Raw genomic sequence first — 15,840 nt, forward strand, 5'->3', positions numbered from 1 at the left:
TATATAGATGCCGAATTGAGTTTGTTCCAATGGCGGAATGTTCGCCACTCGGGCTTGTCTTTCCGATTTCTCTTCAGCATAAGATTATCAATCACTCTATTATATGATACGTCCGAACCTAACTCATAAGATGATAGCTCCGTACGAACATCCGAAAGCTCCCTCAAAAAGAATAGACGCCATATTTTGTCGAATGTTGCGGCAGGTATATTGCAAACATATTCGATTTCAGTTTGCATATCGCAGACGACTGACATTCCGTTTAAGCGCGCTTTTGAGAAGCGGTATGGCAACCATCCATGATCACTAGAGTTAACGGCACGTCCATAATGATACCGTCCCTCGTAAACTACAAAGGGCCTCCTGATGCCCTCAGATCTATTATCTGTGCACCAATGCTTGGGCCAAGGTGGTCCCAGGCTGTCAAAAAATACGCGGCTTCCGTGTGCATTTTTATAAAAGAATACTGGGTCGCCGCAAACAGGACAACTCGCGTTAGGTATTGTTAATGCCTCAACCTCAACTTCAAAGCTTGTTTCATCGAAATCGAGCTTCGTTCGCCTTGGTGTATCAGTTCTGATCTTGCCTAGACGTCCCCACCGAGCGCCGCCCGGCGGAAAGTTTCCATGCCAAGTCCCGCCCCATCCACAGTCGCAATCAAGGGGGTGATTGTGCGCGTTGCAACCCATCGGGATCCAGGCATTTTATGTGAGCTTCGGACGCCGTAGCGTGATGGCATTTTAACTTATTCGTATCACACGGAAAAATGCGGTCAAAATTAAGTATAGATGAGAACCTCGATCGTGTGTGAACGACACGTCGAAGCATCGCTGACAAAACACAGCATCTTTTCGTCGGGAAGCCCCGATCGACGGCTACCCACACGATTCCACCTAGGGTAGTGAATTGCTGCGGGTTGATCGAGCCCCCCGAACTGGCGGATGCTATCAGGTGGCAGCCTCCTAGGGGGACAGGCCAGAAAGCAGAGAGTGGTGTTGTGGACGCGTTCGGCCTCGACCAGACCCTGATCCGGGACTACGACGCGTTCGCGCGGTCATTCAATAAGATCGCCGCAGACGACATCCGGACCGAAGTCGATCGCCTCTACGACAACAAGGCGTTCTGGCCGGATCCGCTGATCACGATCAATCCGCATTTTGCACGCGGGGAGACGCTGCAGGACCTCGTCAAGGACGGCGTCCTTCACCCGCTGACGACCAACATTTTCCGCGAGCGCGGCAAGGTTCTCGACCCTCACCGGCATCAAGCGGAAGCGCTGACGAAAGCCAAAGCCAACAAGAGCTTCGTCGTCACAACCGGGACCGGATCCGGCAAGTCGCTCTGCTACTTCCTTCCGATCATCGATGAGGCAGTTCGCGAGCGCCAGAGAGTCGATTTTCAGCCGCGCACGCGCGCCATTGTCGTCTACCCGATGAATGCCCTTGCGAACTCGCAGTACGAGGGCCTGACTGAGTTCCTGAACCAGTGCGGGATCCCGGAAGCCGAGCGCCCGCGGGTGCGCATCTACACAGGTCAAGAGAGCCGCGAAAAGCGCGAGGAGGTCCGAGACAATCCGCCCGATATCCTGCTCACCAACTTCATGATGCTCGAATTGCTGCTTACGCGGCAGAGCGAGCTCGACGCCCAGGTTATTGGGAACGCCCGCGGCCTGCGTTGGATCGTGCTCGACGAGTTACATACCTACCGCGGACGTCAGGGGGCGGATGTCGCCGTCCTCGTCCGTCGACTGCGCGACCAGCTCTGCCGCGGATATCAGGACCCAGTTTGCATCGGCACATCAGCAACCATGGCAACGCCGGACCAAGGCGACCCGGTCAAGGCCGTGGCCAAGGTCGCCGGCGATCTGTTCGGTGTGACGCTCGCGGATGATTGCGTAATCGACGAAACCCTGCAGCGCGCCACTGACGAAGATCTTAAGGTCGCCAGCGTTCAGGACCAGCTGGTCCCCTGCATCCACAACCCGGTACCGACGAAGGCGACCGATGCCGAACTCAAGTCGCATCCGCTGGCGGTCTGGATCGAGCTACGCCTCGGGTTGGAATTTACGAACCGCCTGAAACGGCGTCCGCCGATGACCCTGGTTCAGGCCGGGAAAGATCTCGCCGGCGACACCGGGTGCGACGCGGTTCTATGCGAGCAGCGTCTACGGGAGATGCTCAGCCTCCTGGCCAAGCCCGCCGTCGAGCGCGGCGGCTCTGGTTCCCGCGCCTTCCTGGCGTTCAAGCTGCATCGGTTCATCTCCGGCGCGGGCCTGGTCTACGCGACCCTGCGCACGGCCGAAACGCCCGGAATCCGTCGCATCACCCTGAAGGGTCAGACCCACCATCCGGACGACAAGACCGCGCTGCTGTTCTCGACCCACTTTTGTCGCGACTGCGGGCACGAGTATCACCCAGTCGTTCGCCTTGACGATGAGCAGGGCGACCACTTCCTGGCGCGTTCGATCGATGATCCGATCAACGAGCGTGATACGGACAGTGGCACCGCCGGCTACCTCGTTCCGGAACCGGCGACGATCAACGAGTTTTTCCAGGGAGCGTTGGACGACTATCCCGACGAATGGGTCGAGCACACCCCGCGTGGATCCCGCCTGAAATCGACCCGCCGAAAGCAGCAGGTTAGCGCGGCTTTCGTCCTGCCGAATGGGCGCGTTGACGCCGCCGGTCGCCAAGCCTGGTTCATCCCAGGACGTTGGCGTTTCTGCTTAAACTGCAAGTTGGAAGCGCAGCCCGGAACCCGCGAGCAGAATAAGCTCGCCGGTCTAACGGCTGAAGGTCGATCATCGGCGACAACCCTGATCGTCAGCAGTCTTTTGCGCTTCATGCATCGGCCCGACGCAAAGATCGCGGCCGATAAGCGCAAGGTGCTGGGCTTCTCGGACAATCGCCAAGACGCGGCGCTCCAGGCCGGCCACTTCAACGACTTCATCTTCACGACGCTGTTGCGGGCCGCGGTCCTGTCGGCCGTGCAGGCCGCCGGTCCTGACGGTCTCGCTGAGGCTGAGTACGGCACGGCGGTGCAGAAGGCGCTCGGTTTCGAGGACAACAACGACGACCGCCGCCGCCACTGGATGCGCTCGCCCGAGGCCGTTGGCCCGTCCCGTGCTCGCGCCATCACAGATTTGACGAGGGTGCTCAGCCATCGCGTGTGGAGCGATCAGCGGCGTGGCTGGCGGTACACCAACCTGAACCTTGAGAACCTCCAGCTCATCCGCGCGCACTACCCAGGCCTCGAGAGTTGCTCTGACGACACCCTCTTCAAGGGGGCCGCACTCCTGCGCGGCATCGCGCCGGAGAAGCGCCGAGAGGTTTTTCAGGCCCTGTTTGAGGTCATGCGTGGGGAACTCGCCATCGAGAGCGACTTCCTGAAGAAGGCGACGACCGAGAGCCTCGGTCGCTCCTCGCGGGACAACCTGCGCACACCCTGGGCGATCTCGGACCAGGAGGCCGTCTCCGACGCCGGGCTTCTGCTCATTCCGGAAGGGGCAGGTGGCAAAGCTCAGCCGACGAACCGCGGCCCGGACAGCCGCCTGATCACGGCCGGACCCAACAGCCGGGTCGGCAAAAAGCTGCGGCACGGTCAGATCTGGGGCGGTCGACGCCTCACGGTCCATGACTACAACGAGCTGTTGGAGAGCGTTGTCCGGATCGCCAAGGCCCAGAACTGGATCCGTGAGGTCTCGGAGTACGGGATCATCGGCCTGCGGCTGCTGCCCTCCGCCGTTCGCCTCGTCGCTGACGCGCCTAAGGCGGACGTGAACACCTACTTCACACGTCTATATCGCGAGACGGCGAACATCCTCACCAGCGCCGATGACAGCCTCCTCGGGTTCGAGAGCCGAGAGCACACGGCGCAGGTCGACAAAGATCTGCGGCTCTGGCGCGAGGCTCGCTTTCGCTGGGGTGATGCCGGCAAGCGCAACCTCGACGTGATGCGCGCGGATCAGACCAATCCGTTGGAAGCTGACACCTTCCTACCGGTCCTGTTCTGCTCGCCGACCATGGAGCTCGGCGTAGACATTTCTGTGCTGAACGCCGTCTACCTGCGCAATGCACCGCCGACGCCGGCGAACTACGCGCAGCGTTCCGGACGTGCCGGGCGCTCAGGCCAAGCTGCCCTCATCGTCACCTACTGCGCCGCGCAGAGCCCGCACGACCAGTACTATTTCGCCCGGCGCGAGCAGCTTGTCGCTGGCTCCGTGCGACCGCCTGGCATCGACCTCGCCAACCGTGACCTAATCGAGGCTCATCTCAACGCCATCTGGCTGGCGAAGGCCGGCATCGACGGGAGATTGCGCCAGGAACTTCCCGACGCTATCCCCGACATCCTCGACCTCGGTACACCGAAGCGGACGGTGCGGGCGGAGATTACCGACCGGTTGGCTAATCCGGCCCGGGTGATCGGCGTCGAAGACGATTTCGAGCGGATCCTCACCAACGTCCGCAACGCTGTTTCGCTGGCGGTCCTGAACGATCCCGGCAGCGACTGGCTCAAGAACTCCAAGCCGTTCGTGGCCGATGTCGCGAAAACGGCGGCGCAGCGCTTCAACGAGGCGTTCGGGCGTTGGCGCGATCTCTACAACTCCGCGTTCGCGCAGATGGAGGAGGCCAGCCGTCAGATCATGAAACATGGTCTGACGAAGCAGGCTCGCGACGCCGCGGAGCGCGCCCTGCGCATCGCCAACAGCCAGATCAGGCTGCTGGAGCACGGCGGAAAATCGGACAACTCCGATTTCGCCTCACATCGTTATCTTGCAACCGAAGGGTATCTGCCGGGCTACAACTTCCCGCGGCTGCCGCTCTACGCCTACGTGCCCGAGCAGGGCTCAAGCGGCCCGCGGGCAGCCTATTTGCAGCGGGCGCGCTTCCTGGCGATCGCCGAGTTCGGACCGGGTTCGCTGATCTACCACGAGGGGCGGGCCTTCAAAGTCGTCCGCGCCAAGATCCCACCGGCCTTCCGCGACGCCCAAGGTGTACTGTCTCAGGGCAACCTCGCAGTCTGGCGTGTGTGCCGCTCCTGCGGTGCTGGACACGAGGGGACCGGACAGAATCTGTGTCACGCCTGCGGTGCGCAGATCGGGGGCGACGGTGCGAAGCGGATCCAGAAGGTTCTGCGCATCGACAATGTCGAGACGGTGCCGTCCGAGCGCATCACAGCCAACGAGGAGGCTCGCCGCGGTCGCGGATTCGAAATCCAGACGACGTTCACCTGGGCCAAGCGCAACGGTCAAAGTGATGTCCTGACCGCCGTCGCCGAAGACCCCGACGGCTCGGTCCTGGACATGACCTACGCACCGCGTGCCCAGATCAGCCGGCTGAACCTCGGATTGCGCAAGCGCAAAGACAAGGACATCTACGGGTACCCGATCGATCCGCAAAGCGGCCAATGGGTTGGTGCCGATCGCGAGCAAGACGATGATGACGCCGATCCGACCGAGCCCGATCGTCCCGGAGCCGTGCGCGTCGTACCCATTGTGCAGGATCATAAGAACGCGGCCCTGCTGAAACTCTTCGGGCCAGAGGCCGAGGAGGTCACGCTCGCCACCCTTCAGTACGCTATCGCCCGGGGACTCAGCCTCGTCTTCCAGGTCGAGGAAGGCGAGATCTCCACGGAGGCGGTCCCGGATCGTCGGCGGCGCAAGGCGATCCTCGCCTACGAGTCCAGTGAAGGCGGTGCCGGCGTGCTCCGCCGCCTCGTAAGCGAACCGGAGCGGATGGCCGAGGTCGCTCACCGCGCCCTGGAGGTCATGCACTTCATGCCGGAGAGCATCGAGGACGCGCTGATTACGCGCGACGCCTCGAAGCTGAAGGACCTCGATGACGCCTTCTGCGTCCGCGGCTGCTATCGCTGCCTGCTGTCGTACTACAACCAGATGGACCACGCGCTCATCGACCGCACGGATGAGGCCGCTCGCACGACCCTCGTCCGGCTTGCCGCTGGCGTGATCCGGTCGACATCCGTCGTATGCACAGCTCCGCCAGCGGCTGCGAGCAAGGAGACGTGGCCGCAGGCTCTCGGTCGTTGGGGCCTGCCGCCCTTCGACGCCAAGCGGTTGAAGTTCGACACGGACGGGATCCTGGACGTGTGGCGCAGCCAACACGTCGCAGTCGCCTACGCGCCGCCGCCGCAGGACATCGTCGACGAGCTCGAAGACGGCGGCTGGACGCTCGTGGTGCTCACCGGCGTCCCAGAGCACGACCCGCCCGCTGCCCTCTCGTCTCTGTTCAAGGTTGCGGCATGACCGTCCAATTCTCCCCCGGCGACCTGGTGCGCGCGCGTGGCCGGGAATGGATCACGCTGCCCCACGACGATCCGGCCGCACTTCGACTGCGTCCGCTCTCCGGCACCGAGGCCGACGCGCTGACAATCCTGCCGGCCTTAGAGCGGATGCCGGTCGAGGCCGCACACTTCGCGCCTCCTGAAGTCGATGTGCGCGGCTCTCAGGAGAGCGCCCGCCTGCTCGCCGAGGCGCTACGCCTATCTCTCCGCCGCGGCGCGGGCCCTTTCCGCTCGTCGGCGCGCGTGAGTTTTGAGCCGCGCGCCTATCAACTCGTGCCGCTGCTGATGGCGATGCGCCTCCCCGTCGTGCGGCTGCTGATCGCTGACGACGTCGGCATCGGCAAGACCGTCGAGGGCGGGCTCATCCTCCGGGAACTCCTCGACCGCGGTGAGATCGAGCGCTTCTGCATCCTTTGTCCGCCGCACCTCGTCGATCAATGGGTTGGCGAGCTACGTACCAAATTCGACATCGAGGCCGTCGCTGTCACATCGGCATCCGCACCACGCTTAGAGCGCAAGGTGGTCGGAACGCAGAGCCTTTTCGAGGTCCATCTGTTCACGGTCGTCAGCCTCGATTACATCAAGGCCGAGAAGCGCCGTGAGAGCTTCGCCGCCTCGTGCCCGCCGTGTGTCGTTATCGACGAGGCTCATGCCTGCGTCGGTACCGTCGGTAGCCGTCAGCGCCGCTACCGTCTTCTGCAACGCCTGGCCAAAGACGCGGCGCGTCACATGCTCTTCCTTACTGCGACCCCGCACAGCGGTGATGAGCAAGCCTTCGATCGCCTGCTCAAGCTCCTCGACGAGAGCTTCGACATTAACGGCCTCGACAGCAATGCCGGTCGCATCGCGCTTGCACGCCACTTCGTCCAGCGTCGCCGCAAGGACATCACCGATCAGAAATGGGAAGACGAGCAGATCTTTCCTCGGCACGAGAAACTCGATCGCCCGTACTCGCTCGGCTTGGAACACGGCGCGTTCCACGACGCCGTCCTGGATTACTGCCTCGACCGGATCGAGGATGCGGGCAATGGCACCCACCGGCAGCGGCTCACGCTCTGGTCGACACTGGCGCTGCTGCGCTGTGTTGGGTCGTCGCCGGCCGCCGCCCGAAACGCGCTTCGAAACCGCCAGGATGGTGACCCTGATCGCCTGTCGGCGCAGGTCCTTGATGAAGAGGACGAAGACACCGAGGCGGTCGATGCCGAGCCGAGCGCCTATCTCGGGACCGATCCGGCTCTCTCCAAGCTAATCCAGCAGGCGGAAGCTCTGGTCGGACAGCCAGATCCGAAGCTCGCGATGATGATCAAGGAACTGAAGCCGCTGATCGCCGCCGGCGCGAACCCGGTCGTGTTTTGCCGGTACATCGCCACCGCCGAGTATGTCGCCGCCGCGCTGCGCAAGGCCTTCCCAAGCCTAGCCGTCGAGAGCGTCACAGGTCTGCTGGTCCCGGACGATCGCCGAGACCGCGTCGAGGGCATGGCCGAGGAGCCGCAGCGGCTGCTTGTGGCGACGGACTGCCTGTCCGAGGGCATCAATCTGCAGATGCTGTTCGATGCCGTCGTCCACTACGACCTGTCGTGGAATCCAACCCGGCATCAGCAACGCGAGGGACGCGTCGACCGCTTCGGCCAGCCAGTCTCGCTGGTGAGGTCCATGCTGCTGTTCGGATCGGACAGCCTGATCGACAGCGCGGTCCTCAGCGTCATCCTGAGGAAGGCCGAGCAGATCCGGAAGGATCTCGGCGTTATCATCGCCCTGCCGGAGGATCGTCAGGTCATCTCTGGCGCGCTTCTGAACGCGATGCTGGAGCATCGAGGACGTCCCGGTGCGCAGAGACAATTCGATCTGTTCGCCAAGGAAGCCGATGCCCTATCGGCGTCCTGGCGCGATGCCGAGGAAGGCGAGAAGCGCTCCCGCGCCCGCTATGCGCAAAATGCGCTGAAGCCCGCCGAGGTGATGCCCGAGTGGGAGAGCTGGCGCGCTATCATCGGCGGTCCTGATCGGGTCGAGCGCTTCGTCGCCCGGGCCATGGACCACTTCAACACGGCTCTGGAGCCCAGTCGCGGGGCTACGTTCCGCGCCAATTTAACCAAGCTACCGCCAGCCATCACCGACCGCCTCGAAGGCAGCGGCGTGAGGGGCGAGATGCGGATCGGTTTCGAAGCCAAAGCGTCGGTCGGAGCCGTTACAGTCGGCCGGGCTCATCCGATCACCGCGACGCTGGCCGAAAGCCTGTTGGAGACAGCGCTCGATCCGAAGAGCGAGACGGGTTTCGAACTGGCCAGGACTGGTGTGTGGAGCACCACCGGGGTCGACGCGATGACCACGGTTGTGCTGATCCGCTTGCGCCACAAGCTCACCGTCCACGGGCGGTCCGAGCGCATGTTACTCGCGGAGGAGGCCGTCACCTTGGCTTTCACGGGAGCCAGTGCAGAGGCGATCGCCGACGGCGAGGCCGCCCAGCGGTTGCTTGAAGCGCCCGCGAGCGGTGACCTCGCCGAGACTGCCCGCCTCCGTCTGATCGAGAAGGCCCGCGAGCGCGTACTGAGCGTGTGCATGCCGGCGATCAACGCGTACGCTACGCAGCGCGGCGAAGCGCTTGAGGCCGACCACCGCCGTGTCCGTGCCGCAGCACAGGGCACGCCTCGCGTCACGGTCGAGCCGATCCTGCCAGCCGACATCGTCGGCCTCTACGTCCTCACGCCCGGAGATCTGTGATGGCCCGCCAGCCGAGACCCGCGGCGCGGATCCGTCGCGCGAAGCGCACGCCGGCCATCGCCTTCAATGCGATCACCCTGGAGGGTGGCCTCATTGCACCGGCGATGCTGACGCAGATCGCCCGCATCGAGGCCGACGAGCAAACTGCGGCTGATTATGGCGTCGCACGCGGCCTCACTCTGCGCGACGAGATCGCGCGCGCCTACCGGATTGCCCAGGCGCACTATGCCGACCTCACGGCCCATCCGGAGCCGTCGCTCGCCGCCACGCAGCGTTTCACCGAAGCCCTCCTGCGCGACGTCCTGGAATTTCAAGACCTCGTCCCGGTCGCGCGGCATGATCGCGATGGCGATGTTTACCCCGTGACCTTCGAGGGCCTCGGTAACCGCGTACCGGTAGTCGTGGTTCCGCCAGCAGACGGCATTGACCGTGTGAGCGCGAGCCTGACGGCAGCTGGACGGCGCGGGTCCGCAGCCAGCGTCGTGCAAGATTGGCTCAACGCCGAAGACGCCGCCCTCTGGGGCCTCGCTTGTTGCGGCACACGTCTGCGCCTGCTGCGAGATAACCCAAGCCTGACCCGTCCCGCCTATATCGAGGCCGATCTCGACGCGATCTTCACGAACGAAGGCCGTGTCGATTTCGCCGTGCTCTGGCTACTCCTGCACGCGACGCGCTTCGGCAAGCCTACTAACGCGGTCACTGATTGCACCCTGGAGCGGTGGCGGCTCGCTGGACTGAAAGAGGGCGAGGTCGCCCGTGATCGCCTACGCGATGGTGTCGAAGAAGCCCTCCTCGCCCTTGGGACCGGCTTCCTGAGCCATCCCGCCAATGGGGAATTGCGCAAGTTCGTCAGCAGCGGTGTCATCCCCGCCCAGGCCTACTTCGAGCAGTGCCTGCACCTTGTCTACCGCCTGATCTTCCTGTTCGTCGCCGAGGATCGCGACCTCTTGCATCCGAGGCAAACGGCAGCGATCAAGCGCCAGCGCTACGCTCAGGGCTACAGTGTCAGTGCGCTACGTCAGGCATCGATCCGGCGCAGCGGATATGACGCCTACAGCGACCGCTGGGAAGCACTGAAGATCGTCTTCGAGGCACTCGTTGAGGGTCAAGACGAGCTCGGGCTTCCGCCACTCGCTGGCCTGTTCGTGTCGCAGCGCATGGACGACCTCGAAGAGAATGCCTTGAGCAACCGCGACCTGCTCAAAGCGATTTACCGCCTCGCTTGGCTGAAGACCGACGACGGCGTCATGCCGGTCAACTGGCGCGACATGCAGACCGAGGAACTCGGCTCCGTCTACGAAAGCCTGCTCGAACTCACGCCGCGCATCACGGCCGACGGGCGAGAGATGCTCTTCGCCGAGGGCTTGGAGACGCGCGGGAACGCGCGCAAGACGACGGGCAGCTACTACACCCCCGACAGCTTGGTCCAGGTCCTTCTCGACACCACCATCGACCCGGTCATGGATCAGGCCGTCGCCGGTGCCGCCGATCCGGTTCGGGCCCTGCTCGGACTGCGCGTGATCGATCCGGCCTGTGGGTCCGGACACTTCCTGCTCGCCGCCGCGCGCCGCCTGGCCGCCCGAGTCGCGCGAGCGCGAAACGATGGCGTCGCCTCGGCCGAGCAGTACCGAGACGCCGTGCGCGATGTCGTGCGCCAGTGCATCCACGGCGTCGATCGAAACCCTATGGCCGTCGATTTGACCAAGGTCGCGCTCTGGATCGAGTCCATCGAGCCCGGCAAACCGCTCGGCTTTCTCGACGGCAACATCGTTTGCGGTGACGCGCTGCTCGGCACATTCGGTTACGGCAAGAGACTCGACGCGGTTCTCGATGCCGGTATTCCAGAAGAGGCCTACAAGCCCCTGACCGGTGATGATCGAGACGCTTGCCGTAGGTTTGTTCTCGCCGAACGCGACGATCGCACCGGCGCGTTGAACCTGTTTGACCAAAAGGGCTGGAAGCCTCTCGAAGAGCATACGGCCGAACTGATTAGCACCTTCAAGGCAATGGCTGAGGACACGCCCGGGCAGATCAAGGAGCGGCAGGAACTCTGGATCAAGGCGATGAGCGACCCCGGCCTCGTCGCGAAAAGACAGGCCGCGGATCTCTACCTCGGGGCCTTCCTAACCGGGAAGGGACCGAGCGACGATCCCTACCAACGGACGTTGGTGCCCCGCACGGCCGATATTATCCACGCCTTGCATCAGAGCAGTGTCAACGCTGATTTGCTGCGCGCCTGCCAGGAGCGCACGGAAGCCGCACGTGTGCTCCATTGGGGACTGACTTTCGGCGACGTGTTCGACCGTGGCGGCTTCGACGTGGTGATCGGCAACCCGCCATGGGAGCGCATCAAGCTGCAGGAACAGGAGTTCTTTGCGAGCCTCGACCCAGAGATCGCAGGCGCTCCGAACGCTGCGGCCCGAGAGGAATTGATCGAAGAAACGAAAAACGCTGCGCCCGACACGCGCAAACGCGCGATCTACAAGGCCTATGAGACCGCCAAACGGACGTCAGAAGCGGCCTCGCTGTTTGTGCGGATATCCGAGACTAAACAAGGTCGCTTCCCGTTAACGGGCCGCGGAGACGTCAATACGTATGCCCTTTTCACAGAACTCTTTACTCAACTGCTATCTGAGAGTGGCCGTGCGGGCATCATAGTACCGACAGGCATTGCAACCGATGCCACGACAGCCCCCTTCTTCGCTACGCTGGTAAGCGGCAAGCGGCTGGCAAGTCTATACGATTTTGAAAATAAAGAGGCGATATTTCCATCAGTCCATAGAAGCTTTAAGTTCAGCGTGCTCGTTATAGCCGCACATATCGATATACCGCGTTACGCTTTCTTTTTATCTAACGTCTCAGACATCGATATATTGGAGAAAAACTTCGTATTGTCGGCCGAGACGATATCGAGCATCAATCCAAATACGCACACGACACCCGTTTTTAGGGCAAAAATGGATGCCGAACTAACATCAAAAATTCATCGCCAAACGCCTGTTTTGATTAAGGACGCTGATGCTGCGGATGGAAATGCCTGGGGCATGCGATTTCATACCCGTATCTGGCATATGGCCGAAGACTCAGCTTGGTTCAAAAACGCCTCTAACTTGATCGCCGCTGGCGGAACGCAGGATGGTTCGAGCTGGATAGTCTCCAGGGAGAACGACAGCGACGTCGAATATGTCCCGCTTTACGAAGCTAAAATGATCCATCAATTTGATCATCGTTGGGCCACTTACTCAGGATCAAAGGCTGATTATGTAGATTTAAGTCTGAAGCAAGACCAAGATTTTGAGCCCACCCCTCGATATTGGGTTCCAAAACACGAGGTGAGCAGGCGCTTGAAAGTTCAGGGTTGGAAGCGCCAGTGGCTTATGGGGTGGCGTGACATTGCTCGCTCGACCGACGAAAGGACGCTAATTGCCAACGTCATCCCGTCTTTTGGATCAGGCGATAAGTTCCTGTTATTTTTTACGGATCAGGCACCGCAAAAATGCGCCGCCTTGATTGCTTCGCTTAATAGTTTGGTGGTCGATTTTATTGCAAGACAGAAACTCGGTGGAACTTCTTTCAAAACATTCGTTTTTAAGCAACTGCCAATATTACCTCCAAGTGCATACGACAATGTAGCAATTGAATTTATTGTCCCGCGTATAGTTGAGTTAGTTTACACCAGCCAATCGATGAGAGGTTTCGCCGAAGATCTGAACTATACAGGCTCCCCTTTTGCATGGTGCGAAGAGCGGCGAGCTACGCTGCGAAGTGAGCTAGATGCGTGGTTCGCGATCGCATATGGTCTATCGCGAGATGAACTCCGGTATATTCTGGATCCCAGCGACCCTTGCGGAAACGGGTACCCGTCTGAGACCTTTCGCGTCCTGAAAAGCAGCGACCTTCGTCGATATCAAGAGTACCGCACTGCCCGTCTGGTGCTTGAAGCTTATGATCGGATAGCGCGCGAAAGTGGCAGTCGTGTTGCAGCATGACTATGCCCAGCGATGCCGTTTTGCCACCTCCCGTTCCTTCGCAAGGAGCAGCAGCATGGATCGATATCCGGCAGGCCGCTTATAGGAACGGGTTTCACAAAGGGCTCCATCAGCCTGTCATTCATGACGGCTGGTATCTGTTGCGCTCTGCGACGACGCCGTTCCAGGTCCACGTCGCTGCTTACGGTGAAGTCGGACCATGGGTCCTATCATTCAGCGAACCGCGGATTGATACAACGATCCTCCCGGGCACCGAGTACACCGGTCCGATGCCTGGGCAGAGCGGCCGCGAGGTTACAAGCCTTGCCGAACTCGGCGAGGCGCTCTCGCGGATCTACCACTTCGCTACCGTTGAGTTGCCGCCATCGGCCTATCAGGAATTTCTCGACGCAACCCTAGCGATGCCTGAAACGACCGAGGCCGAAAGGGTGGCCATCGTCCGTACAGCGCAGGGCATCTTCCGACAGCACCTGGACAGGTATTGGAACCAGGCCTGCGCAATCACCGGGTTGCAGGACCGTGGTCTCCTTCGAGCATCGCATATCAAGCCGTGGGCTGCCTCGAGCGACTACGAGAAGGTCGACGTCCACAACGGTCTCTTGCTCTCGGCTCTGTGGGACGCTGCGTTCGACCAAGGCCTCATCAGCTTCAGCGACGAGGGCGGTCTCCTTGTGAGCCCGAAGCTGTCGCAGCGCGCGATCGACGTCCTCACTTACGGGCGAACAATTACAGTGCCCATGACTGACGGCCATGCCCCATACCTGCGAGATCATCGGTCAAGGCATGGGTTCGGCGACGATCACGACTGAGGCGTTGAACGTTTCCGCTTGCGCTGGGACGGCTTCGGTCCCCCAACGAAAAGTTTGAGCTCGCTGGTGTACGTGCACAGCCGCCTCCGACGCGCTCTCGATGTCGTCCCAGATGGTCGGCAAGCACGTGCGGACCCTGGAGGATCACCTCGGGGTCAAGCTCATCAATCGCACCACCCGCCGCCAAAGCGTTACCGAGTTGGGACGTGCCTTCCACGAGAGGGTGCGGACCATCCTGGCGGAGGTCGAGGCGGCGGAGGCCCTGGCGGCGGAGAGCCTAGCTATCCCGCGTGGGCGTATCCGGGTGAATGCCCCGGTCACGTTCGGCGCCCATGAACTGGCCCTGGTGCTTCCAGGTTATCTAGCTGCCAACCCCGGGGTCGAGGTCGAGTTGACGCTCACGGACCGGACGGTCGACCTGATCGACGAGGGATACGATGCCGTGTTTCGCGTCGGGCCCCTCGGTGACAGCGGCCTCATCGCCCGGTCGCTGCAGCCCACGAGGATGGTCCTCTGCGCAGCCCCCGTCTACGTCGAGGCACGAGGCACGCCGGCGACGCCCGATGACCTGCGGGGGCACGAATGCCTCGGCTTCGTCTACGGCTCGACGCGAACCCAATGGTCCTTCCTTGGACCTACTGCTGCGGCCACCATCGATGTATCCTGCCGGCACATCGTCAACAACGGCCGGGCCCTACTGAATCTGGCCGTGGCGGGAATGGGCATCCTTCTGCAACCGGCATCGCTGGTCCAGGACGCCCTTGCGTCGAGGAGGCTCGTCCACTTGCTGCCGGACTACGAGCCCCCGACGCATCCTATGCACATCCTCTACGCCCCGGATCGGCGCATCACCCCCAAGCCGCGTTCCTTCTTGGACTTTATCGCAATTCGTTTCGGTGGGTCGCACCACGCGATAGAAGCCATGGCTCGTTAAACGACGAGCCATTGCGCTCTGGACGTCTGCTCTGGAGCCAAACGTCGGTCATCTTCTACGACAAGGTTGGGTCGACACCTACCAGTCCGCTTTATAAAAGAAACGGGTCGCCAGCAGCCGGTGAGCCCTTCACCGCAGGAGCGTTCGTTGGCCGCAGGGATAGCAAAAGATGAGCTGCATAATCGGCAAAACATCATAAAAGCTGTGTTCTATGATGTTCGATTTTGAGATAAGCTCTTGATGTAATTGATTTTTACTCAAAACTCGCCCTTGTCTCCACTTGGAAACAACATGCTTTGTCGCAGATCCGCGCAAAATGTGAGGTTTCAATGAAACAGGCGCGTGTGCCCACCGATGGAGAGTTCAAGCGGCTGGCGGCGGTGGTAAGCCAGGGCAGGTTCGGGCCTCGCAACCGGATGGCTCTCATGCTCAGCTACCTCGCGGGCCTACGCGTGGGTGAGATCGCATCTCTCCGTTGGGGCGATCTCCTCGACGGCGAGGGGAGGGTGCGTGAGCAGCTACGGCTCAGCGCAGCAGTTACCAAGGGCGGCCACGCGCGTGTCGTATTCATGAACGTACGCCTGCGTCGCGAGATCGAGCAGTTCCGTGCCTGCCTGTCCGCCGCTCCCGACCTGAGGCAGCCCGTGCTGTTCACTCAGAAGCGCACGGCTTTCAGCGCGAACACTCTGTGTCAGCTCATGCGCGGGCTCTACGATCAGGCCGGCCTAGATGGCGGTTCCAGCCACAGCGGCCGGCGCTGGTTCATCACCCGCTTGGCTCATGCCGGGATCTCGCCCAAGGCGATCATGATGCTCGCCGGACATCGGCATCTCTCCACCACGCAGCGGTACATTGACGTAAATGATGAAATGATGCGATCTGCTGTCGAAACTCTTTAACGATAGTAAAATGAATCCAAAAATACGCTTTATTATGCTACGTTAAATCCTTCTTTAATACTATCGCCACCAATTTAGCGCAAATGATATCGATCCGCACGCGAGGAAGTATTGATGTCTTCACTGAACGATAAATTAATTAATTAAAAACTTTAAACTAAGTATTTTGGATAGGTAATCGGCAAGTCTTG

At 61.4% G+C, this 15,840-nt stretch carries 6 protein-coding genes and 1 pseudogene; all 7 read left to right on the top strand.

The genetic code is table 11. The features are described 5' to 3' along the window. The first annotated feature begins 997 nt into the window (after positions 1 to 997). The 7 genes and pseudogenes from FV233_RS23905 (at position 998) to FV233_RS23930 (ending at position 15,649) form a co-directional block, all read left to right on the top strand. A complete protein-coding gene (locus FV233_RS23905) occupies positions 998 to 6,262 on the top strand; it encodes a DEAD/DEAH box helicase (RefSeq protein WP_147898998.1) in 5,265 nt (1,754 codons plus the stop codon). Further along, positions 6,259 to 9,018, top strand: a complete 2,760-nt coding sequence (locus FV233_RS23910; RefSeq protein WP_147898999.1) for a DEAD/DEAH box helicase — start codon at positions 6,259 to 6,261, stop codon at positions 9,016 to 9,018. Before FV233_RS23905 ends, FV233_RS23910 begins: the two co-directional genes overlap by 4 nt. After that, positions 9,018 to 13,007 (top strand): N-6 DNA methylase, encoded by a 3,990-nt coding sequence (locus FV233_RS23915; protein ID WP_147899000.1) that lies wholly within the window; start codon positions 9,018 to 9,020, stop codon positions 13,005 to 13,007. Before FV233_RS23910 ends, FV233_RS23915 begins: the two co-directional genes overlap by 1 nt. Then, positions 13,004 to 13,816, top strand: a complete 813-nt coding sequence (locus FV233_RS23920; protein WP_246690072.1) for an HNH endonuclease — start codon at positions 13,004 to 13,006, stop codon at positions 13,814 to 13,816. Before FV233_RS23915 ends, FV233_RS23920 begins: the two co-directional genes overlap by 4 nt. Before the next feature lie 82 nt (positions 13,817 to 13,898). Further along, a pseudogene (locus FV233_RS31760) lies at positions 13,899 to 14,012 on the top strand (LysR family transcriptional regulator); the annotation flags it as partial. Positions 14,013 to 14,039: 27 nt separating this feature from the next. Further along, positions 14,040 to 14,750, top strand: coding sequence for a LysR substrate-binding domain-containing protein (locus tag FV233_RS23925; RefSeq protein WP_348642248.1), 711 nt, complete (start codon positions 14,040 to 14,042; stop codon positions 14,748 to 14,750). 329 nt (positions 14,751 to 15,079) lie between these two features. Continuing rightward, positions 15,080 to 15,649 carry a site-specific integrase gene (locus tag FV233_RS23930; RefSeq protein WP_147899003.1) on the top strand — a complete coding sequence of 190 codons (570 nt, stop codon included), beginning with the start codon at positions 15,080 to 15,082 and terminating at the stop codon, positions 15,647 to 15,649. Positions 15,650 to 15,840 lie beyond the last annotated feature (191 nt).

Source organism: Methylobacterium sp. WL7 (assembly GCF_008040085.1).
Taxonomy (GTDB): Bacteria; Pseudomonadota; Alphaproteobacteria; order Rhizobiales; family Beijerinckiaceae; genus Methylobacterium; species Methylobacterium mesophilicum.

Coding starts and splice junctions, on each gene's coding strand:
- FV233_RS23910 (WP_147898999.1), top strand. CDS start 6,259: ATGACCGTCCAATTCTCCCCCGGCGACCTGGTGCGCGCGCGTGGCCGG.
- FV233_RS23915 (WP_147899000.1), top strand. CDS start 9,018: ATGGCCCGCCAGCCGAGACCCGCGGCGCGGATCCGTCGCGCGAAGCGC.
- FV233_RS23920 (WP_246690072.1), top strand. CDS start 13,004: ATGACTATGCCCAGCGATGCCGTTTTGCCACCTCCCGTTCCTTCGCAA.
- FV233_RS23930 (WP_147899003.1), top strand. CDS start 15,080: ATGAAACAGGCGCGTGTGCCCACCGATGGAGAGTTCAAGCGGCTGGCG.